23 protein-coding genes and 1 riboswitch are annotated in these 22,056 nt (G+C 39.2%); of the genes, 16 read left to right on the forward strand and 7 right to left on the reverse strand.

Annotated features, from left to right (window positions below):
* The first annotated feature begins 101 nt into the window (after nucleotides 1-101).
* From opp3b to spxA, 7 genes are all read left to right on the forward strand, one after another.
* The gene (gene opp3b / locus KVT11_RS01310) at nucleotides 102-1,031 is read left to right on the forward strand and encodes an oligopeptide ABC transporter permease (RefSeq protein WP_035392438.1); all 930 of its coding nucleotides are present in this window, start codon (nucleotides 102-104) and stop codon (nucleotides 1,029-1,031) included.
* The gene (opp3C, locus tag KVT11_RS01315; protein WP_035392435.1) at nucleotides 1,031-2,059 is read left to right on the forward strand and encodes an oligopeptide ABC transporter permease; all 1,029 of its coding nucleotides are present in this window, start codon (nucleotides 1,031-1,033) and stop codon (nucleotides 2,057-2,059) included. The genes opp3b and opp3C overlap by 1 nt, the downstream gene beginning before the upstream one ends.
* A gap of 18 nt (nucleotides 2,060-2,077) precedes the next feature.
* Complete coding sequence (locus tag KVT11_RS01320; RefSeq protein WP_035392433.1) at nucleotides 2,078-3,139, forward strand: ABC transporter ATP-binding protein; 1,062 nt, start codon at nucleotides 2,078-2,080, stop codon at nucleotides 3,137-3,139.
* Entirely contained in the window at nucleotides 3,108-4,058 is a 951-nt protein-coding gene (locus tag KVT11_RS01325) for an ABC transporter ATP-binding protein (protein WP_373467165.1), read from the forward strand. Before KVT11_RS01320 ends, KVT11_RS01325 begins: the two co-directional genes overlap by 32 nt.
* 105 nt (nucleotides 4,059-4,163) lie before the next feature.
* Nucleotides 4,164-4,451, forward strand: a complete 288-nt coding sequence (locus KVT11_RS01330; protein ID WP_116306716.1) for a hypothetical protein — start codon at nucleotides 4,164-4,166, stop codon at nucleotides 4,449-4,451.
* A 138-nt stretch (nucleotides 4,452-4,589) separates the two neighbouring features.
* A complete protein-coding gene (locus tag KVT11_RS01335; protein ID WP_007499012.1) occupies nucleotides 4,590-5,168 on the forward strand; it encodes a GNAT family N-acetyltransferase in 579 nt (192 codons plus the stop codon).
* Between the two features lie 193 nt (nucleotides 5,169-5,361).
* Nucleotides 5,362-5,757 carry a transcriptional regulator SpxA gene (gene spxA, locus KVT11_RS01340; RefSeq protein WP_003211421.1) on the forward strand — a complete coding sequence of 132 codons (396 nt, stop codon included), beginning with the start codon at nucleotides 5,362-5,364 and terminating at the stop codon, nucleotides 5,755-5,757.
* Between the two features lie 40 nt (nucleotides 5,758-5,797).
* Here spxA and KVT11_RS01345 read toward each other — a convergent pair whose 3' ends face one another.
* On the reverse strand, nucleotides 5,798-6,463 hold the full coding sequence (locus tag KVT11_RS01345) for a TerC family protein (protein WP_007499010.1): 666 nt from the start codon (nucleotides 6,461-6,463) through the stop codon (nucleotides 5,798-5,800).
* A gap of 264 nt (nucleotides 6,464-6,727) precedes the next feature.
* On the opposite strand from KVT11_RS01345, the gene mecA reads away from it, so the two are divergent.
* The 4 genes from mecA to pepF all read left to right on the forward strand — a co-directional run bounded on the left by mecA (nucleotide 6,728) and on the right by pepF (nucleotide 12,362).
* The gene (gene mecA, locus KVT11_RS01350; RefSeq protein ID WP_008348474.1) at nucleotides 6,728-7,393 is read left to right on the forward strand and encodes an adaptor protein MecA; all 666 of its coding nucleotides are present in this window, start codon (nucleotides 6,728-6,730) and stop codon (nucleotides 7,391-7,393) included.
* Nucleotides 7,394-7,478: 85 nt separating this feature from the next.
* Nucleotides 7,479-8,999, forward strand: coding sequence for a cardiolipin synthase (cls, locus tag KVT11_RS01355; RefSeq protein WP_008348473.1), 1,521 nt, complete (start codon nucleotides 7,479-7,481; stop codon nucleotides 8,997-8,999).
* 59 nt (nucleotides 9,000-9,058) lie between these two features.
* The gene (locus tag KVT11_RS01360; protein WP_217608975.1) at nucleotides 9,059-10,321 is read left to right on the forward strand and encodes a competence protein CoiA; all 1,263 of its coding nucleotides are present in this window, start codon (nucleotides 9,059-9,061) and stop codon (nucleotides 10,319-10,321) included.
* A gap of 214 nt (nucleotides 10,322-10,535) precedes the next feature.
* Nucleotides 10,536-12,362 carry an oligoendopeptidase F gene (gene pepF, locus KVT11_RS01365; protein ID WP_282598426.1) on the forward strand — a complete coding sequence of 609 codons (1,827 nt, stop codon included), beginning with the start codon at nucleotides 10,536-10,538 and terminating at the stop codon, nucleotides 12,360-12,362.
* A gap of 231 nt (nucleotides 12,363-12,593) precedes the next feature.
* Here pepF and KVT11_RS01370 read toward each other — a convergent pair whose 3' ends face one another.
* The 5 genes from KVT11_RS01370 to KVT11_RS01390 form a co-directional block, all read right to left on the reverse strand.
* On the reverse strand, nucleotides 12,594-12,767 hold the full coding sequence (locus KVT11_RS01370) for a hypothetical protein (protein WP_189337188.1): 174 nt from the start codon (nucleotides 12,765-12,767) through the stop codon (nucleotides 12,594-12,596).
* A gap of 296 nt (nucleotides 12,768-13,063) precedes the next feature.
* The gene (locus KVT11_RS01375) at nucleotides 13,064-13,975 is read right to left on the reverse strand and encodes a ClpXP adapter SpxH family protein (RefSeq protein ID WP_007499002.1); all 912 of its coding nucleotides are present in this window, start codon (nucleotides 13,973-13,975) and stop codon (nucleotides 13,064-13,066) included.
* Complete coding sequence (locus tag KVT11_RS01380; RefSeq protein ID WP_210552355.1) at nucleotides 13,972-14,370, reverse strand: globin domain-containing protein; 399 nt, start codon at nucleotides 14,368-14,370, stop codon at nucleotides 13,972-13,974. Before KVT11_RS01380 ends, KVT11_RS01375 begins: the two co-directional genes overlap by 4 nt.
* Nucleotides 14,371-14,647: 277 nt before the next feature.
* Complete coding sequence (locus KVT11_RS01385) at nucleotides 14,648-15,412, reverse strand: lytic transglycosylase domain-containing protein (protein WP_008348461.1); 765 nt, start codon at nucleotides 15,410-15,412, stop codon at nucleotides 14,648-14,650.
* A 25-nt stretch (nucleotides 15,413-15,437) separates the two neighbouring features.
* Nucleotides 15,438-16,013, reverse strand: coding sequence for a CYTH domain-containing protein (locus KVT11_RS01390; RefSeq protein ID WP_007498999.1), 576 nt, complete (start codon nucleotides 16,011-16,013; stop codon nucleotides 15,438-15,440).
* 217 nt (nucleotides 16,014-16,230) lie between these two features.
* On the opposite strand from KVT11_RS01390, the gene KVT11_RS01395 reads away from it, so the two are divergent.
* The 4 genes from KVT11_RS01395 (at nucleotide 16,231) to KVT11_RS01410 (ending at nucleotide 19,036) form a co-directional block, all read left to right on the forward strand.
* Complete coding sequence (locus tag KVT11_RS01395) at nucleotides 16,231-16,596, forward strand: UPF0738 family protein (protein WP_008348459.1); 366 nt, start codon at nucleotides 16,231-16,233, stop codon at nucleotides 16,594-16,596.
* A 33-nt stretch (nucleotides 16,597-16,629) separates the two neighbouring features.
* Nucleotides 16,630-17,259 (forward strand): GTP diphosphokinase, encoded by a 630-nt coding sequence (gene yjbM / locus KVT11_RS01400; protein WP_008348457.1) that lies wholly within the window; start codon nucleotides 16,630-16,632, stop codon nucleotides 17,257-17,259.
* Between the two features lie 65 nt (nucleotides 17,260-17,324).
* Nucleotides 17,325-18,125, forward strand: a complete 801-nt coding sequence (locus tag KVT11_RS01405; RefSeq protein ID WP_008355343.1) for an NAD kinase — start codon at nucleotides 17,325-17,327, stop codon at nucleotides 18,123-18,125.
* A 17-nt stretch (nucleotides 18,126-18,142) separates the two neighbouring features.
* Entirely contained in the window at nucleotides 18,143-19,036 is an 894-nt protein-coding gene (locus tag KVT11_RS01410; RefSeq protein ID WP_057079819.1) for an RluA family pseudouridine synthase, read from the forward strand.
* Between the two features lie 40 nt (nucleotides 19,037-19,076).
* On the opposite strand, the gene prpE is transcribed toward KVT11_RS01410, so the two are convergent.
* The gene (prpE, locus tag KVT11_RS01415) at nucleotides 19,077-19,820 is read right to left on the reverse strand and encodes a bis(5'-nucleosyl)-tetraphosphatase PrpE (RefSeq protein ID WP_210552357.1); all 744 of its coding nucleotides are present in this window, start codon (nucleotides 19,818-19,820) and stop codon (nucleotides 19,077-19,079) included.
* A gap of 160 nt (nucleotides 19,821-19,980) precedes the next feature.
* Between prpE and KVT11_RS01420 the strand changes: the two genes are divergently transcribed.
* Nucleotides 19,981-21,828 (forward strand): monovalent cation:proton antiporter family protein, encoded by a 1,848-nt coding sequence (locus KVT11_RS01420; RefSeq protein ID WP_046527497.1) that lies wholly within the window; start codon nucleotides 19,981-19,983, stop codon nucleotides 21,826-21,828.
* 53 nt (nucleotides 21,829-21,881) lie between these two features.
* A riboswitch (TPP riboswitch) is annotated at nucleotides 21,882-21,991 on the forward strand.
* Nucleotides 21,992-22,056: the final 65 nt, after the last annotated feature.

The following is a 22,056-nucleotide window of genomic DNA, read 5'->3' on the forward strand; positions in this document are numbered from 1 at the left end:
CTTATAGAAAAGAGAGTGTATTCTCTGAATATACTCTCTTTTTCACTGAGAGAAATATGTCGAAATATACAGAAAAGTCAGTTTTATCAGGAGGTGCAAGTATGCTGAAATACTTAATTAGACGGGTTGCCTACATGGTTGTTACCCTCTTCATCATTGTTTCAATCACTTTTTTCTTAATGAAACTTATTCCGGGTTCTCCTTTTGTTAATGCGCAAAAGTTGTCAGAAGCTCAACAAGCTGTACTTAATGCAAAATATGGACTAGATCAGCCAATTCCTGTTCAATATTTTCATTACATGATTAATACATTCACTGGGGATTTAGGTGTTTCATTCCAATTCAACAATACCTCCGTAACAGAACTTCTTTCATATCGAGTAGGACCATCTGCTGTCCTAGGCCTTCAAGCGATTATTTTAGGAACGATTGTTGGTATCTTTTTGGGAGTAGTTGGAGCTTTAAGACAGAACACATGGGTGGATTACTCTGCTACTTTCTTGGCAGTTATCGGTAAATCAATTCCGAGTTTTGTATTCGCTGGATTACTTCAGTACTATATTGCGGTGAAATTGGGGTTATTACCAACTCAATTTTGGAATGGGTTTGAATATACAATTTTACCTACTATAGCGTTAGCAATGTTCCCTATCTCCATTTGTGCTCGTTTTATGAGAACAGAAATGGTTGAAGTACTTGAGACAGATTACATTTTACTTGCAAAAGCAAAAGGAGCAGGCTATTTTGAGATCGCATTTAAACATGCAATGAGAAATGCTTTAATACCTGTTGTCACAGTACTTGGTCCATTGACTGTTAGTTTAATGACGGGATCACTAGTAATAGAAAAAATCTTCTCAATTCCTGGAATTGGTGAGCAGTTTGTTAAAGCCATTACAGTAAACGACTACCCAGTCATCATGGGTACAACTATCTTATTTGCCGTTCTTTTTGTAGTGGTTGTATTTATTGTCGATATTCTATATGGAATTATCGATCCTAGAATTCGTGTAGCGGGAGGTAACAAATAATGAAACAGCAAGAAGAAAATATTGATAAAAGTCTGTTTGAACCCGCTGGTGTTGATACATTATCTGCTGAAAAAATTGAAAAACCAAGTCTAAATTATTGGCAAGATGCATGGCTTAGAATTAAAAAGAATAAAGCCGCTGTTGTTAGTATGGTGATTTTATTTTTAATTGTATTCATGGCGCTCGTTGGACCATTAATTAGTGGCAAAGACTTTAGTACTCAAACAACGTCTGAAGCGAACTTACCGCCGCGAATCCAAGGGTTAGAGCATGTTAGTTTCTTACCTTTTACTGGTGAAAGAACATTAAAAAATGGTGATGTGGTCAATCCATATGAACAAAAAGGGATTGAACATTACTACTGGTTCGGTACCGATAATCTTGGGAGAGATCTATTTACACGTGTGTGGAAAGGAACTCAAATCTCACTGCTTATTGCTGTTGTTGCAGCTGTGATCGATTTAATTATTGGTGTTGCCTACGGCGCTATTTCTGGTTATTTCGGTGGGAAAATTGATAATGCGATGCAGCGTATTTTGGAAGTTCTAATGGGGATTCCAAACTTAATCGTTGTCATATTAATGATTCTCGTCTTAAAACCAGGGATTATTCCAATTATTATTGCACTAAGTATTACCGGGTGGATCAGTATGGCTAGGGTCGTGCGTGCTCAAGTCATGAAGCTGAAAGAACAGGAATATGTACTAGCCGCTAGAACTTTGGGATTAAGTAACTTTAAAATTATCTTTAAGCACATGTTGCCAAACTTAACAGGTGTGATGATTATTAATACAATGTTCACTATTCCTAGTGCGATCTTCTTTGAAGCTTTCTTAAGCTTTATTGGATTAGGTCTGCAAGAGCCGCAAGCTTCACTAGGGACATTAATTGAAGATGGGTTTAAATCAATGATCGCTTTCCCATATCAGATGGTTTATCCAGCAATTATCATTAGTGTTATCATGATCGTCTTTAACCTTGTTGCCGACGGTGTGAGAGATGCACTTGATCCAAAAATGAAAGATTAGTACGGGGCGGTGATGTTGATGAATAAACAAGAAACGATTTTAAAAGTAAATGACTTAAATATTTCATTCCACACATTTGCTGGCGAAGTTAAGGCAATTCGAGGTGTGAATTTTGAATTGAAAAAAGGTGAGACGCTTGCCATTGTTGGAGAATCAGGCTCTGGTAAATCGGTAACTTCTAAATCAATCATGGGTCTGCTTCCTAAATCTAACTCCGAAGTGAAAAAAGGAGAGATTTTGTTTCAAGGTAAAAACCTAACAAAACTTTCTGACAAACAGATGCAGAAAATAAGAGGGAAAGATATTGCCATGGTCTTTCAAGATCCAATGACATCTTTGAATCCGACTATGACAATTGGTAAGCAAATTATAGAACCCATCTTAAAACATCAAAATGCAAGTAAAGAAGAAGCTAAAAAAAGAGCACTTGAGCTTTTGAGTCTTGTAGGTATTCCGAAACCGGAACAGAGGTTCAAGCAATACCCTCATCAATTTTCTGGTGGGATGCGACAAAGGGTTGTCGTTGCAATAGCTCTTGCTTGTAATCCGAAAATTTTAATTGCAGATGAGCCAACTACTGCTTTAGATGTAACCATTCAAGCCCAAATCTTAGAACTGATGAAAGATCTTCAAAAGAAGATTGAAACATCTATCATCTTTATCACACATGATTTAGGGGTCGTTGCGAATGTAGCAGATCGTGTAGCGGTAATGTATGGTGGTCAAATTGTTGAAATTGGCACCGTAGATGAGATCTTCTATAACCCAAAACATCCATATACTTGGGGATTACTGAGCTCTATGCCAAGTCTTGATGCAAAAGAGGAGAAATTGTTTGCCATTCCAGGCACGCCGCCTGATTTGTTGAATCCTCCAAAAGGAGACCCATTTGCGGCTAGAAATCAATTTGCAATGAAAATTGATTTTGAACAGCAGCCGCCTTTATATCAAGTATCAGAAACTCATTTTGCAGCTACATGGCTTTTACATCCTAACGCACCAAAAGTAGAACCTCCTGAATCAATTAAGCAAAGAATGCGACAATTTAATGCGCAAAAAGGGGGGGATCACATTGAGTGAAAAAGATGTTATTTTACAAGTGAAAAATCTTAAGCAATATTTTAATGTGGGTAAACCTAATGAAGTAAAAGCTGTTGATGATGTCAGCTTTGACATTTATAGAGGTGAAACATTGGGCCTTGTAGGTGAATCTGGTTGCGGGAAATCCACTACTGGTAGAACCATCATTCGTCTATACAATGCAACAGGTGGCGAAGTTATTTTTAACGGGCAGAATGTGCATGATAAAAAATCAACAACAGATCTTAAACAATTTAACCGAAAAATGCAAATGATCTTTCAGGATCCATATGCCTCCCTCAATCCACGAATGAAAGTTGTGGATATTATTGCAGAGGGTATCGATATTCATGGTCTTGCAAAATCAGCACAAGCACGTAAAGAGCGTGTATATCAATTGCTTGAAACGGTTGGTTTGAATAAAGAGCATGCGAATAGATATCCGCATGAATTTTCAGGCGGTCAAAGGCAGCGTATTGGGATTGCTCGTGCGTTAGCTGTTGAGCCGGATTTCATCATTGCCGATGAGCCAATCTCTGCACTAGATGTGTCGATCCAAGCGCAGGTCGTCAACTTAATGAAAGAACTGCAAGAAGAAAAGGGCTTAACGTATTTATTCATTGCCCATGACCTTTCCATGGTGAAATATATCAGCGATCGTATCGGTGTGATGTATTTTGGGAAATTGGTTGAGCTGGCACCAGCGAATGAATTATATGAAAACCCGCTTCATCCATATACAAAATCATTACTATCTGCGATTCCGCTTCCAGATCCTGATTATGAGCGTAACCGCAAACGGATTAAATACGATCCATCTGTTCATAAAGGAACAAATACGGAATTTCGTGAAGTTAAGCCAGGTCACTTTGTCAGCTGTACTGAGGAAGAATTCAAAGAGATCAAAGCAAAACAATAAGAACAGAGAAGAAGCACTGCGATATCAGTGCTTCTTTTTTTATTTTACAAAAAAACAAGTTGATGGTAATTTTTATGTAAAATGAGTAAGCCAGGAGGAAATCAAATGTTGTTATGGAAGACGTTTCGCTATTCATGTCTTCACTTTTTTATCGTCACGATGCTTTTTTCAATATCTTTTTTAACGGAACCAAACGGAGGAAAGTGGATGATCGCATTTTTAGTGCTCATTTGCATCATTTCATTTTCGGTTGAATTTGCTGTGTATCGGCGCACCAATAAACAGAAGGAAGAAGTCCGGCGTATGAAGTACCTTTATTTCATCATGTTTCAGGTCGCAATGACACTTCTTTTGTTTGCTTGCTTTCAAATGCTCATGAATCGTTCGATATAAAACTTTTTTTGCTTTCTCTTGAAAAAAAGTGAAACCACCAATGGCATTGCTGCGTCTTACTAGTACAGGCGTTTAAATAGCAGGAAATCGGGAATAGATAAGGAAGTGGTTCTTAACTACATCATAAGGAGCGGATCCATGAATTGGTATGAAAAGCTCAGTGAATACTTCCCGATAGAAGAAATGAAGTCAAAAGAGCATATGGAAGCTTTATTAAAGGAAAGAAGTGATATTTATCATAAAGAAGAAGGGCCTCATCATGTGATGATGTACGCTGAATTTGATTCTTTCATCTTTATTGATTATTTATTTGTTTCCAAGGATGCAAGAGGTGAAGGCCTCGGCTCAAAGCTCATTCATAAGCTGAAGGAAAAAAGAAAACCGATCTTGCTTGAGGTCGAGCCTGTAGATGAAGATGATGCAGATACTGCAAAACGCCTAAAGTTTTATCAGAGAGAGCACTTCAAGCATGCTGAATCAATTGGTTATAAACGCAGGTCACTTGCAACAAATGAAGTGAACCGCATGGAAATTCTTTATTGGTCGCCTCGTACAGATAATGAGGAAGAAATGATGGAGGCCATGAGAAAGACGTACGAAGGAATCCATACGTATAAAGACGAAGAATGGTATGGACAATCGTATGAGGATGTTGATGATGTGCTGAAGCTCGTTGAAAATAGAAAACAAAAAAATATTTTCGATCATCTCGACTAAATGAGAATGTTCAGACTTCAAACATCTGCACAAAAAGAATGAAATTGTCTAGTTTTTGTCACAAAAATTGCAAGAAAATCTGTTCACACTTACTTTTTTATAGTATAATCACTATAAAGATTACTTATTTAGAACAATTTTAATTTAAGAATACAGATCAATATTCATTCTACAAATTGAGGAGTGAAGATTTATGGTAACATTATACACATCACCAAGCTGTACATCATGTAGAAAAGCAAGAGCGTGGTTAGAAGAGCACAATATTCCATACCAAGAGAGAAATATCTTTTCTGAGCCTCTTTCAATCGATGAAATCAAAGAGATTCTTCGTATGACGGAAGATGGTACAGATGAAATTATCTCAACACGTTCTAAAGTATTCCAAAAACTAAATGTAAATGTTGAGACAATGCCGCTTCAACAATTGTATAAACTAATCAATGAGCATCCTGGTCTTCTAAGACGTCCAATTATTTTGGATGAAAAAAGACTGCAAGTTGGGTACAACGAAGATGAAATTAGACGTTTCCTTCCTAGAACGGTTCGTACATTCCAACTTCGAGAAGCTCAGCGACTTGCTAACTAATAGAGAACAAGAAAAGCTGCCGATCATTTGGCAGCTTTTTTTATTTATTTTCAGCCGTTTGTTCGTAAAAGAGACTGGCTAAAATAACGGTTGCGACGGTTAAAAAGGGAAGCAACAATTCAAGTGTTGTATGCTGCGCCATAAATTCATTCAGTTTTACATCACGGACAATCATTTCTCCGCCAGTAAAAGCTAAAAGGGCACTCCCTCCGTATAAAAGAATCGGAAACTTGGTTAGTGCTGCATGAATCAGCTTACTCCCCCAAATAATAATCGGGACTGAAATCATTAAGCCAAAGGCAGTGAGCACCATGTTCCCTTTAGCTGCCCCTGCAACAGCGATCACATTATCAAGTGACATAAAAAGATCTGCAATCACGATGGTCTGAACAGCACGCCAAAGGGAGCCGCTGCTTTTAATCCGAATGGATTCTTTCTTTTGTTCAATTAACAAATTGTATCCTATATAAAGGAGAAAGAGACCGCCGATAAATTGCAAATAGGGGATGGTCAATAAATAAACGGCAGCACCAGTCATGGTGATTCTCATCAGCACTGCCAAAAGTGTGCCGATCCATATGGCTTTGTTTCGTTTTTCATTTGATAAGCTTCGACTGGCCATCGCAATGATTAATGCATTATCTCCGCCTAATATGAGGTCTATGCCAATAATCATCAGTAAGGATACGATCCACTCTGTTTCCATCCAGTTCACCTCATTTCACTAAAATAGCTCGTACAACCAATATATGAAGACAATTCAAATATATGTTTCTGCAAGTTTTCTCTGCAAAAAATGCGTTTTTATTTCTTTTATTCATGTTTTATCATAAAATAGACAGTACACAGCAATACCTCATTTCTTTAAATGGTTAACATGTAGACGGAACGGGTAAAGTGTAGTAAAGTACTATTAATTGGGAGCTTGTATGTCCCTTCAACATCTTATATAGAAGGGAAGGTTGGCAAAATGGAAATCGAAAGAATAAATGAACATACAGTCAAATTTTATATTTCCTACGGTGATATTGAAGATCGCGGTTTTGACCGTGAAGAGATTTGGTATAATCGTGAGCGCAGTGAAGAGCTGTTCTGGGAAGTGATGGACGAAGTGCACGAAGAAGAAGAATTTGCAGTAGAGGGACCACTTTGGATTCAAGTACAGGCACTTGATAAAGGTCTTGAAATTGTCGTGACAAAAGCCCAACTTTCTAAAGATGGACAAAAGCTCGAATTGCCGATTCCAGAAGATAAAAAAGATCAAACAGATGAAGAAAGTTTAGATGCTCTGCTTGATGATTTTCATAAAGAAGAGCAAGATCAAGAAGATCATAATGAGAAGGACAAAAAACTTCAACTTCAGTTCGTATTAAAAATGGATGACTTTGAAGATTTGATTGCACTTTCTCAATTAAATATGCAGGATTTTACGACAAGTTTATATTCGTTTGAAAACCGTTATTATCTATATGTTGACTTCCACGAGGATTTGTCAGATGAGCAGGTGGAGAATAAGCTTAGTATTCTGCTTGAATATGCTCATGAATCAGTGGTCAGCATCTACAGACTGCAAGAATACGGTCAGCTGATTGTCAAAGAGAATGCGCTTGAAACGATTCAACAGCACTTCTCGTAACAACCAAAAGTCGATTTCTATAGAGGAATCGACTTTTTTATCTGAATGAAAAAGTAAACAAAGTGATCGGCAAGGAGAAAATGAAATGAGAAATGTAGTCAAAGTTCTATTTTTTCTTATCATTACAATAGGTGCTTATTTGATTATCCAAATTTTTGCCGGTGATCTAGCGGTAAGTGTATTAAGTTCCGTCAGTGTTCTATTCACTTTATCGATTATCTTCATCGGGTTTGTCATTTTCTTAGAAAACAGAAACCCCTCTCAAACGATTACGTGGCTTGTGCTGCTTGGGAGCTTTCCGCTTTTCGGGTTTTTGTTTTATATTTTCTTTGGACGCAATATTAAAAAGCGCAGACTTTTTGAAAAGAAAGCGGTACTAGACGAACAGCTTGTCCAGGAAGATGAACGTATCCACAGAGAAGCGATTGAAAAAATGACTCATATGGGTGACCATCAGCAGCTCTTATTTAAACTGGCCCACAGACTTGGACATACCCCTATTACGTATCGCACATCCTCTAAAGTTCTGACCAATGGAGAAGAAACGTTCTCTCATATTTTTGAAGAAATCAAAAAAGCAACACATCACATTCACCTAGAATATTATATTCTCCGTCATGATGATCTGGGACAAGAATTAAAGGACATTTTAATCGAGAAAGCAAAAAGTGGTGTGATTGTCCGCTTTTTATATGACGATGTAGGCAGCCTAAAACTTTCCCGTCAATATATTGCTGACTTAGAAAAGGCTGGCGTGCAGATCGTTCCGTTTTTACCAGTGAGACTGCCCTTATTAAATAATAAAATCAATTTCCGAAATCACCGGAAAATCGTGGTGATTGATGGAGAAGTAGGATTTGTCGGCGGACTTAACATTGGGGACGAATATATGGGCAGAAGCAGACAATATGGATTTTGGCGTGATACGCACCTGATGATTAAAGGTGAGGCCGTTCGTGATTTGCAGCAGATTTTTATGCAGGATTGGTATTACATGACCAATGAAAGATGCTCGGGTGTGGATTATTTTAAAGATTTCAGTCATATGGAGAGTCGAGCAGAAGGCGTACAAATGATTGCTGGTGGTCCTGATAAACAGTGGGAAGTCATTAAAAATCTCTTTTTCTCCATGATTATCTCCGCCAAAAAATCAATTTGGATTGCTTCACCTTATTTTGTACCTGATGATGATATTTTGTCCGCACTGAAAATTGCAGCTTTGAGCGGAGTCGATGTACGAATCATTGCACCGAAAAATCCAGATAAACGCATTGTATTTCATGCGTCCCGTTCATACTTCCCCGAACTTTTAGAAGCAGGTGCGAAGGTATATGAATACGATCAAGGCTTTATGCATAGTAAGTTTATCATTGTGGATAGTGAGCTAGCATCAATTGGTACAGCAAATATGGATATGAGAAGTTTTCATCTGAACTTTGAAGTGAATGCTTTCCTCTATAAAACAAAAAGCACAGAGAAGCTGGTCAACGACTTCTTAGGTGATTTAGAGCAGTCGCATGAAATTGTTCCAGAAGAATTTGCGAAGAGACCTTTGAGGGTGAGGCTGTTTGAATCAACAGCAAGATTATTATCACCGCTTTTATAAAAATTGTCTTTTCCCCCTTTTTAAAAGGGGGATTTTTTATTTTACTAAGGGAAAGTAGGTTGAAATCGTGTTTTGGTACGATAAAAATTCATTTTCGATATTCGCTTCCTGATGAGAGAAAAAGCTATAATACGGTCATCAAAGAGCAAGGGGCGAAATATATGAATGCAGCGATCATGGAGAATGGCAAGCTGATTCGCATCACACAACATCTGACTAAAAGGCGGCTAGAGCATGTAAGAGCTACGTGCAAATTTTACTGTCCTGAATGTAGGCAGGAGGTTCTATTAAAGCTAGGTGAGCATCGTGTCCATCATTTTGCACATAAACAGCTCTCGGCATGTCCATTAGCGTCCACCGGTGAAACAGCTTATCATCAGGCAGGGAAAATGGCTCTTAAGGATTGGCTCACGCAGCTTGGATATGAGCCGTTACTAGAGAAATATGTTTCAAACATTCAGCAGCGCCCTGATGTGACCGTCGCTATAGAAAATAAAAGCTATGCCATTGAATTTCAATGTGCAAATATTTCGTGGAAAGAGCTACATAAACGAACGGAAGGTCTCCGTGCTGCGGGGCTCTATCCTATATGGGTCATGGGGGCGAATCGTTTAAAACGAATGGCTGGCCAGCTCTTTTCATTCTCCTCCATTCATTGGGGAATTTTAAGGCAGTCAAAGAATAGGAGACTCATTTTTTATTGTCCGATCCAAAATAGATTCATCCACCTGGATCAACTTCTCGTGTTTCAGCCAACGAAAATATGTGCCTCAATGACCGTTAGACCGCCTTCAGCTTATCGCCAACTACCAGCACTCTTATCTGTTTCCTCGAGCAATCATCAATTGTATAAAGAGTGGCTCAAGTGTATTCGGCAATTTAGGGAGCGGCCACCCCGCATTTTAGCAAATGAAAGCAAGCGTTTAAGAACCATTTTTTATGAGCATCATCAAACAGCATGGCCATTTCTACCGACAGAATTATTTATCCCCCTGACAGAAGCATATATCTTTTCAAGCCCTGTTTATGTGTGGCAAGGATGTCTTTATGATTGGATGGTTAGAAAGGGAAAAGAACAAGTGACCATTCATCTTCTTTTAAAAGAAATTGAGCGATGTGTCCAGAATAAAGAAGTGAAGCTCCGATATACCAATGTCACAATAGAAGAAATCAAAGGGGTGATCATTTCATATGTACGGGCGCTTGTGAATCTAGGGTTTTTATACATGACGAAAGAGGGTAATTATCAAGTAACGTCGAATCAAAAGCCTATACGAACAGCAGATGAAGCGATAAAACGAGATGCTTTCTTATTTCATTAGCATGTTTCATGCCCACTTTGATCATGATAAGAAAAAGGTGGTGCTGCTATTGAATAGAAAGAAACGCTTTTTTATCATTTTTTTAGTTTGTTTGGTATTTATTTCTGCATATGATTTGACAAATATAGTTCAAAACAAAGAAGATAAATACAACACCAATTTCTTTCACTTTCCGAAAGGTTGGTTCAACACAACTCATGCAAGGGGGATTCATATGACTTCACAAAATAACAACAATCATTTACCAGACAGAAGCGAAGTAAAAGAAGAAAACAAATGGCGCCTTGAAGATATTTTTGAAAGTGTCGATTCATGGAATAAGGAATTCGAAGCTGTAAAAAAAGAAATTTCGAAGCTCGCCCAATTTAAAGGCAAGTTGGCCCATTCTGCTGATGTCTTGTATGAAGCCCTAACATTTCAGGATCAACTTTCTGAAAAGCTTGGCAAGCTTTATACATATGCGCACATGAAATACGATGAAGATACAACAAATTCATCATTTCAGGCTTTAAATGATAAAGCATCCAATTTATTTACACAGCTGTCTAGTACATCTGCCTATATTGTTCCGGAAATTTTATCTATTCAAGAAGATAAGCTGCAACAATTTATTTTGGAAAAAGAAGAATTAAAACTTTATTCTCACGCTCTCGAAGAAATCAACAAAGAGCGTCCGCATATTTTAAGTGAGGAGCAAGAAGCTTTATTAGCTGAAGCCTCTGAACCTTTATCAACATCATCCACTACGTTTAGTATGTTTAATAATGCAGATATTTCGTTCCCTTCTGTTAAGGATGAAAATGGAGAAGAAAAGAAAATTACTCATGGCAACTTCATTACCTTTTTAAACAGTGATGATCGTGAAGTGAGAAAGAATGCTTTTAAAGCCGTTTATAAAACGTATGATCAGTATAAGAATACTTTGGCGTCTACACTCAGCGGCTCGATTAAAAAGGATAATTTTTATGCGAAAGTACGTCATTACAAATCGGCAAGAGAAGCAGCGTTATCACGAAATAGTATTCCTGAAGAAGTGTATGACAATCTAATTGATACAGTTCATCAATATTTACCGTTATTACATCGCTACATTGAATTGCGTAAAAAGGTATTAAAGCTTGATGAAGTGCACAATTATGACTTGTATACACCATTAGTAAAAGATGCTGGCATGAAGCTGACCTATGATGAAGCAAAGGATTATATGCTGAAAGGGTTAGCGCCATTAGGAGAAGAATATGTTTCGGTATTAAAAGAGGGACTCGAAAATCGCTGGGTAGACGTTTATGAGAATAAAGGGAAACGAAGCGGCGCGTATTCTTCTGGAAGCTATGGCACGAACCCTTATATCTTAATGAACTGGCAAAATAATATTGATAATTTATTTACGCTGGCTCATGAATTTGGTCACTCTGTTCATAGCTACTATACAAGAAAGCATCAGCCATATCCGTACGGAAACTACAGCATTTTTGTAGCGGAAGTAGCTTCTACAACAAATGAAGCATTACTAGGCGAATACTTACTCAATCATTTAGAGGACAAAAAGCAGCGCTTGTATGTGCTCAATCACTTGTTAGAAGGATTTAGAGGGACGGTATTCAGACAAACGATGTTTGCAGAGTTCGAGCACCTGATTCATGTGAAAGCGCAAGAAGGGGAGGCATTAACGCCAGAGTTCATGACGAACCTGTATTACGACCTGAATAAGAAGTATTTTGGCGACGGTATGGTTGTGGATAAGGAAATCGGATTAGAATGGACGCGAATTCCGCATTTCTATTACAACTATTATGTGTATCAATATGCGACAGGCTATAGTGCGGCTCAGGCATTAAGTAAACAAATTTTAGAAGAAGGGAAACCTGCAGTGGAGCGCTATACAGACTTCCTTAAAGCAGGAAGCTCTGACTATCCAATCAACGTGCTGAAAAAAGCTGGTGTAGATATGGCATCAAAAGAACCAATTGAGGCAGCATGTCAATTGTTTGAAGAAAAATTAAAGGAAATGGAAGAGCTCATCTCAAAGACTAGTGAGTAACGAGAAGACTTCTGTCAGATGTGTGAGTGCAAACTCACCTTTTGGCAGGAGTTTTTTCTTGCAATAAAAAAGACCAGATTGTTGACAAAGGGCTAAAATGAACTTGATTTTAGCCCTTTGACTTCTTTTTAGCGTGATAGAAAACCTTTGCACGCAGGACTGACATCGAATGCGAGGGTTTGCCTACACGCTAGACCTCGTCTATATGAACGAGGTTTGTACATTCAATAATTACGCTTTAAAACCTTTGAAGGTGTTTCGGTGATTCATTCGATAGAGTGTAAAGAGAATGGAAGCGAATAGGAGTGGAGATGTCAGGTAAAGAGGCAGCATCTTCATTAAGCCTAATATATTTAAACAGAAACATAAGCCAATGGCAACAAGTCCAATGGTTGTGCTGCGCATGCAGATCCCCCCATTTTTTTGTTACTTTCACTATATGAAAGTGACAGTCCTCTTATGTTTTGTGACAAAAATATGAACATATAGTATATCGGTTGTCATAAGTCGACAAAATTTGATATACTACAGATGTGAAATTAATCACATACAAACATTACCCCTTTGTTTGACCGTGAAAAATTTCTCCCATCCCCTTTGTTGTCGTTAAGACATAGTGAAACCGCGCTTATCCCGGCGCGGTTTCTTCGTACTTATAAATAGAACAAGTGTTCTTTTGGAGGTAAAGAAAAAAACATGGGTCAGCACCCATGTTCATTTTCACAGCGGTAAACGTCAAGATCTGAATGATTGTCTCCTTCTGTATAACGCCAAAACATTTCTTGATGTACTTGTACACGTTCTACCTTTTTAGCAAATGCGAGCTTTTTCATCTCGCGTTCAACTTCTTCAAGGGTCAGGTCATATACAACGGCAATTTCTTTTGCTGATGCAAATTGAAAGTAAGCGATAAACCATTCAATTGGCGGTCGTTCTGAAGGTGTTGGTTTTTCGCCAATCATTTCAAAGAGAATTTCCTCGTAAATATCATAAGAATATGCACCTGAAATCTTTAATCCTTCTTCACCATTGATCGTATTAAAAAAGGCGAAAGTGGGAAGCTCAGACACATCCATTTCAGCTGCGATTTTCATATCACATTGGAGCGCTTTGACAGCACTTTGAGAATGGATATCTCGCTGGAACTCTTCAATGTCCAGTCCAGCCGTTTTTGCATTTTCTAGCAAGACTTGTTCACTGGTGACGTCCTGCTGATGGCAAAAAAGCGATTCTTGAATGAGTCGTAAAAATTTCATTCCGCATTTTCTGCCCTGAAGTTCAGCTGCTTTTAATGCAAGAGAGGCGAGATAAGGTGATGTCACAATTTGTTCAGACAGCATTTGTTCTTTTTTGGTCTGAGTTTTCGTGGCAAATTTCCCCCACGCTTCGGTTAGTAAATGTTTTTTTCGTTTCCGGTTCAAAGCATTAATACTAGAACTTGTAACCGTTCGTAAAGTGAAGAAACGGCCATATTTCATTTTCAACTTTTTAATTGATGGCTCTAATAACCAGCAGTCCGGGCTGAGAGGATCAATGAATACATAGATTTCAATCGGCTTTTGAGGATGTCCGTGACAATGTGAGAAATATTGCTCATGCGGATTGCAGCTCAAGATCGTCCGTCCTTTTCAGGTATTTGGTTGACCATGTGACGAGCCGTCAAAGACAGTCGCTCAAATAAAAAGTCACGAATATCGCCGGTTAGTCCTACTTGATCCATTGCATCCTCCATGCATTCAAGCCATGCGTCCGCCCGCTCCTCAGTAATCGGAAAAGGGAGATGTCTCGCCCGTAGTATTGGGTGACCATGCTCCTCAGTATAAAGCGGCGGTCCGCCTAAATATTGAGTTAAGAACTGTTTTTGTTTTCTTGCTGTTTCTTTTAAGTCATCCGGGAAAATAGGATGAAGCAAAGGATGACACTTTACATTTTCATAAAAAGTATCAACAAGTTGCGATAGAAGTTCCTCTCCAACCGCTTCGTAAGGTGCGTTAAACGATTGTACCATGTTGACTACTCCTTTAACTCGTAGCTAATAGGATGGCTCACCCTATTGCGAATTTCATGTATTTCAAAAGTGATATTCAGTTTGTTCTATTTTGTTGTTTCTATTCTTGTATACTTATTTTAACAACCTCTACTCAATTCCACAAACAAACCGCTTTGGTCCTTTGGGAATAGTGAGGGAGACAGGTTTCGTGTTCAATTGACCATATCATAACACATTCAGTCAAAAAAGGGTGAAAAGCGACATACAAAAAACCGAAGAGGTTATTCTCTTCGGTTTAGGCGAAATATTGAGCTGTGATTTTCTTTACATAATTTTGTGTTTCTTTAAATGGAGGAATGCCTCCGTACTTATCTACATTCCCTGAGCCTGCGTTATAAGCGGCTAAGGCAAGTGAGACATTTCCATTATATTTTTGCAGCATTTGTTTTAAATACTTCGTTCCGCCTTCAATGTTTTGGGCTGCATCAAAGGCATTGTTCACGCCAAGTGATTTAGCAGTAGACGGCATAAGCTGCATCAGTCCAAGTGCACCTGCATGGCTGACAGCATTCGTGCGATAACCGGATTCTTGCTTGATCACTGCGTGGATCAGTTTTTCTGGAACTCCGTGCTTTTGAGCCATTTGTGAGACGATCTGATTAATCTCTTTTGATGAAGAGCCTGAAACAGCTTTTTGAAGCGGTGGTGTGTAGCTGTTATTTAAGACGTTTCCAATACCATTTGCGGTATTCAATTGGCTGTCATTTGCATAAAGAGACTGAGATTGAAGCTGTTCACTGCCCGCTATCGCAGATAAATATGGGTTCATTCGTGCATATTGCGTGTTCGGAGACGTTGATGGGTCCGATCCCATGAAAGCAGAAATGGAAAGCGGGAGACGAGATAATTCTGATCCGCCTAAAAAATCTTGCAACAGCGACTGGAATGAAGTCTCAGCGCTTGATTCTTGTCCAGCTGTGAGTTGTGTTTGTCCATTATCAGATTGTAACGTTTTGAGTGCTTGAAGCTGCATAAAGGATTGAAGTTGATTGACGTTCATCATGTTCCTCCTTCAAGGAATTCATCTATTCTTTTGTTTTCATTTTTTCTTCATAAAAGCGTACGACTTTGTTTTTCGTGTGTCTTGGTGGGATCTGAAATTGCTGAAGCAATGCTGTAAAAGCGGCTTGTCCAATGTCTAAATCGCTCACTTCAAATTCAAGTTCATAGTCCTCTACTGTTAAATATCGGCTGTGATCCAAAACAATTAAGCCTTCTTTGATCATTTTTTCTGCTCTTGACGTTTCCAGTGAACCAAAATACACGATTTGATCCTTTTGGATGTGAAGGTGTACTAATCTGTCTGCCACTTCACCTTCTGGCAGGTGGAAATGTTCAAGACTTGCGGGAGGATCGATCGTTTGGTGAGTTTCCAAAAGGCCGATCTCATGCGGTTCCTTTAATGTGAGGACCCACTGCCCGCCTTTTTCTCTCATTCGTAATGCAGCGAATTTGGATTTTATATCAAATTGAGGTGTATCAAAATAATAGTTGGTTTGAGTGTGGAAGTCCTCGTCCTTTAATTGAAAATATTCTTTTAACTGTTCGAATTCTTCTTTCATTAATAATTGTTTTAGTTCTATCTCAATTTCCTGTGCCATTTTGACATCAACCTTTCATTTAGAGGAAATATGATTATTGTACATGAAAAGCGTCTTTTTTTCTTATTTATTCCTTAAAAAGAGACGTATATAGATGCTAAATGAGGCAAAATGAACAACGAAATGGAGAAATCAAATTTTCTCAAAAAGTTCGGTTTATCAATATTGAACTTGATATGATAAAATAAAGCTGTACTTTGTTGTAAAGGAGATCATGATGCAAAACAGAATTGAAATCACAGAAGCAACTTTAAAAGAAGACAGGCTGATCTTGACGGTCCAGTCAGATGAGCAAATTCAAAAAGCAAAAGCATCAGGACAAATGCTTGTTGATTCTGATCACTTTGCGTTCGTTTACATACTTGAGACTGAGGAGTCTTTTACGTATCTTATTTTAGGAGAACATACATGGGCTCCATTAAAAGAAGCAATGAATCGTGAAATCCCTGTCTATTTGGCGGCGGAAGAGCAAACGCTAGAACTCATTCAACTTCATCAGGAATTAAACTATTTAATCGACAATATTAAAGACAATGCCAATTACGGAGATATGGAAGAGAAAGTGAAGAGCACATTCCTCTGAAATAATTAGGTATTTGGAATTGGGGGAAGTTTCATGGACAAAAAACAATGGGATCAATTCCTCGCACCATATAAGCAAGCAGTCGAAGAATTAAAAGTGAAACTAAAAGGCATTCGAAAACTGTATGAATTTGAGGATGACCATTCACCAGTAGAATTTGTCACTGGCCGAGTGAAACCCGTTGCCAGCATATTGGAAAAGGCAAAGCGTAAAAACATCCCGATGCATGAGATTGAAACGATGCAGGATATTGCAGGGCTTCGCATTATGTGCCAATTTGTAGAAGATATACAAGTCGTCAAGAAAATGCTTCAGTCACGAAAAGATTTCGTGGTTGTAGATAAACGCGACTACATTGCAGAACATAAAGAAAGCGGATACCGCTCGTACCACCTTGTTGTGTTATATCCGCTGCAAACGATCAATGGAGAGAAGCAGCTCCTCGTCGAAATCCAAATCCGTACATTAGCCATGAACTTTTGGGCGACCATCGAGCATTCTCTGAATTATAAATATAGCGGGAATATCCCGGAGAAGGTCAAGCAGCGCCTTCAAAGAGCTTCTGAGGCAGCATCTCTTCTTGATGATGAGATGTCTGAAATCAGAGGGGAAATTCAAGAAGCGCAAGTGGCATTTTCCCGGAAAAAGAAAAACGATAGCTGAGCCTAAGCTTGATCAAATATGATGCTGCTTTCTCGTCGCAGCAAGGTGGAAAAGGAGAAGAATTCATGAAATTTGCAGTTTCTTCGAAAGGGAATTCTGTATCTGACACACTCAAAAATAAAATACAGACCTACTTATTGGATTTTGGAATGGAATTAAATGAAGAGGAACCCGATCTCGTCATTACAGTTGGCGGAGACGGAACCCTTTTATACGCTTTTCACCGGTATAGCAACCGTCTGAACGAAACCGCTTTTGTCGGCGTACATACAGGCCATCTTGGTTTTTATGCGGACTGGGTACCGAGTGAAATAGAAAAGCTTGTGTTAGCCATTGCCAAAACGCCTTATCATATTGTGGAATATCCGATTCTTGAAGTCATTGTCAGGTACAACGATGGCGGCCGGGAAGAAAAATATTTAGCAATGAATGAATGTACGATTAAAAGTATGGAAGGTACACTTGTGGCAGATGTTGAGATTAGGGGTCAGCTTTTTGAAACATTCAGAGGAGATGGTCTTTGTTTGTCTACACCATCTGGCAGTACAGCCTATAATAAGGCACTTGGCGGGGCTATTATTCACCCATCCATTAGGGCGATCCAGCTGGCAGAAATGGCTTCAATCAACAACAGAGTGTTTAGAACGGTCGGTTCGCCGCTCATTTTGCCGGACCACCATACGTGTGTGATCAAACCGATTAATGATGTGGATTTTCAGGTGACGATAGATCATTTGTCGCTGCTGCATAAAGATGTGAAATCCATTCAATGCCGAGTGGCAGACGAGAATGTCCGGTTTGCCCGATTTAGACCATTTCCATTTTGGAAAAGGGTGCAAGATTCCTTTATCGGCAAAGGAGAATAAGAAAGAGGTTGTTCTCGCTGGAATACTTTAAGATAAACAAAACCATATCAGCCAAAGAAGAAGGCAGGCTGTTGAAGGACTACTTAATCGATCTTGGCATTTCAAAACGAATGCTGACAGATATTAAATTTGATGGCGGTGACCTTCTGATTAATGGAGAGCATGTGACCGTGAGATATGAGCTGCGCGAGGGAGACAGGCTCACCATTTTATTTCCCGAGGAAAAAGTGAGTGAAGGGCTAAAACCTGCGGCCATTCCGCTTGATATTTTATTTGAGGACGAGCACGTGCTTGTGCTGAATAAAAAGCCATATATCCCATCGATTCCTTCTCGAGAGCACCCTGAGCATAGTATTGCAAATGGGTTGCTTCACCATTATGCTAAGCAGTCCGTTCGACTGACTGTCCACTTGGTGAACCGTCTTGATCGTGATACTTCTGGTGTCATGTTAGTCGCTAAACATCGCTTTGCACACAGCCTTTTATCAAAGGCGCAGAAAAAAGGGGAAGTCAAGCGAACGTATAGAGCCATGACACATGGCATGATCACGCAAAAAGAAGGAACAATTAGAGCAAAAATTGCTCGAAAAGGGGACAGCATTATTGAACGAATGGTGGATGAATCTGGTCAGGAAGCCGTAACACATTATACGGTGCTGGCGGTACATACTCATTTAGATATGTCTGATGTGTCCCTCACCCTTGAAACGGGAAGAACTCATCAAATTCGTGTTCACATGCAATTCCTTGGTCATCCGCTTGTTGGAGATACGCTATATGGTGGAACAAGCGAGAGAATAGGCAGGCAGGCACTTCATAGTGAAACCCTTGTTTTTCCGCATCCGATAACAGGGGAGTCCATGACCTTTTCGGCTCCTTTGCCGGATGATATGACATTATTGCTTCAGTAAACAAGTAAACCCGGTCACCTGTCATGGTGGACCGGGTTTTTTATTGCGTGAAATGCTGAAATCTTGAATCGTCATATGGCATAGATGAAGGAACAGATACTGTCTCAAGCTCTGGATATCTAAGGGCAGAGAGCTTGTGACCAAAGACGCAGCCTGTATCAATGTTAACCGTTCTACCGATAAATCTTGGTTCTTTTACGGGTGTATGCCCGTAGACAATCCATGGTTTTCCGTGATATTCCTTTGCCCAGTCCTTCCTGACAGGACGACCGTCTGGCCATGTTTCTCCGGTGACTGCTCCAAATAATAGATAAGACCTCATCTGTTTGTTCGGTTTTTTGCCAATATCCTTTTCCTTCATTGCTGCGTGTGCAATGATCAGTTCATTCGGAATCAGTACATCATAAAGCGGTGCCTTTTCAAATAAATGTTTAAATTCACGTGATAAAATGGTTTGTTCATCATGCGGCAGTTTTTTGATTTCGTTCACCGTTGTTTCAATGCCGTGCAGTAATTTTACGGGATTTCCTTTCAAATAGCGATACAGCTTAAAACAATGGTTGCCAGGCACATAGCGGATGGCGCCCTTAGAATAGGCGTGTATGACAAATTGCATCACGGCAACTGATCGAGGGCCGCGGTCTGTTAAATCACCAACAAGGGCTAGTGTTCTCTTATCAGGGTGGACAGGTAGTCCATGTTTGAGTTCGTATCCTAGTTTGTGTATGAGGTTAAGCAGCTCTTCGTAGCAGCCGTGGATATCGCCGATGATATCGAATTTCATAAAGGTTCCTCCTGATTTTTTCATCCATTTATCGGATATAAAGAAGTTTGAATTTTAGAAAATATAACGAATGGCTTTCATTTCATTTGGGCAATTGTTAGAATCAATGCTTTAACGTAAAACTTAAAAATTAAACATGAATGTTAGGAGGCTTTAGCCAATGGAGCATACATCTGTTTCATCACTCGTTGTCGTTATTATTGTAGCCTTTTTCACCCCCATTTTATTGCACCGATTTAAGCTGACCATCCCGGTCGTTGTCGCTGAAATCATCATGGGGCTCATCATTGGAAAAAGCGGTCTTCAACTAGTTGTTGAACACGACGCATGGCTAGATACGTTATCCATGCTAGGTTTTATTTTTCTTATGTTTTTAAGTGGACTTGAAATAGATTTTTCTTCTTTTGAATCAAAGAAGAAAGCGCGAGAACTACCAAATGGTTTAAAAGAACCGAATACATTTAAAACAGCGACCATTATTTTTGTTGGCGTATTTTGTATGTCCTTTATCCTGTCTTATGCGTTTGTTCTTGCAGGATTTATTCAAAATGCCTTTTTAATGACGCTTATTATTTCCACCATCTCATTGGGTGTGGTAGTTCCTACCTTAAAAGAGGAAAAGTTGATGCAGACGAATATTGGTCAAATCATTTTGCTTGTAGCCGTCATTGCTGATTTGGTGACAATGATTTTACTTGCTGTGTTTTCCTCCATTTATGGCGATGGAACAGGGAACATGTGGTTGCTCTTATTATTATTTGCGGCAGGTATTCTTCTTTATTTATTTGGCCGGGTATTTAAGACAAAGTCCATTTTTCAGTCCATGTCAAAAGGAACGGTGCAAATTGGGACAAGAGCCATCTTTACTCTCATTATAGTCTTAGTTGCCTTATCTGAATCACTCGGTGCTGAAAATATTCTTGGGGCTTTTTTAGCAGGTGTGCTGGTGTCTCTTCTTTCGCCTAATAAAGAACTCGTACAGCAGCTGGACTCGTTTGGCTATGGATTTTTAATTCCGATCTTTTTTGTGATGGTCGGTGTGGACCTGAATATATGGTCACTCTTTAAAGATCCAACCATCATGATCATGATTCCGCTGCTGTTTATCGCATTATTGCTTAGTAAACTCGTTCCGATTCTTTATTTAAAAAAATGGTATGACATGAAAAAAGTCATCGGTTCTGGTTTTTTATTAACCTCGACGTTATCCCTTGTCATTGCTGCTGCAACGATTGGTGAGCGGCTTGGTGTCATTGATCATAAAATGTCAGGAGCTCTTATTCTAGTCGCTGTGCTCACGAGTATTTTAACGCCTGTTTGGTTTAAGGCGTTATTTAAACAAGAACGTGAAACCAATCATAAAAAGCGTGTGACGTTTATAGGGGCGAATCAGCTGACGTTACCTGTGACGCTTGATTTGCATCAGGATGAATATGACATCCGTATTTTACACGTCTTTCAGGAAAATAAAGAAGCCTTGCTTGCTGACTCCATCTTTGAAGTTGAAGCGATTGAACAATATGACGATGATACGCTCAGGCAGGCTGGCATCGGGCAAGAGGATGTGCTTGTTGTGGCTACAGGCAGTGAAACGAAAAATAAGGAAATTGCTTTATTTGCAAAAGAAGAAGGGTCTAAACAAGTCATTGCAAGTGTCAACAAAGCGGAAGCCGAGCTGACTTTAAAGGAAGCAGGGATCGATACCTTTTCTAACTTCTTATCATCTAAAACGGTGCTGAGGGCATTGATTGAAGCACCTGATGCGATTCGCTTGTTAACAAATGAGGATTCTTCTTTGTATCAAATTCAAATGAACAATCATCGGTATCATAACGTCATGCTGCGGGAATTTCCTTTTACCGGCGATTTGGTGTTTGTCCGTATTTTTAGAGGAATTGACAGCTTAGTACCGCATGGGGATACGACGCTTAGAAGCGGTGACCGCGTGCTTGTGTCTGGCTCCCGGGAGTATGTGGCAGGACTTAGAGCCCAATTAGAGTTGCAATGAACCCTTGACCGATGAACAAATCCTGATTAAGATAGAGGTACAACAATATATGTTTGATCCACTAGGGGAGTCCTTTAAAAGGGCTGAGATAAAAGTGTAGACTTTTAGACCCTCATTACCTGAACAGGTTCATACCTGCGTAGGGAAGTGGTGCGGTGTTTGACTATGCTTTTTACAAATTCCAAACCACTTTCCACGCGGAAAGTGGTTTTTTTATATGGAAAAACA

The organism is Bacillus sp. GbtcB10, assembly GCF_019091365.1.
In the GTDB taxonomy this organism is placed as follows: domain Bacteria; phylum Bacillota; class Bacilli; order Bacillales; family Bacillaceae; genus Bacillus; species Bacillus altitudinis.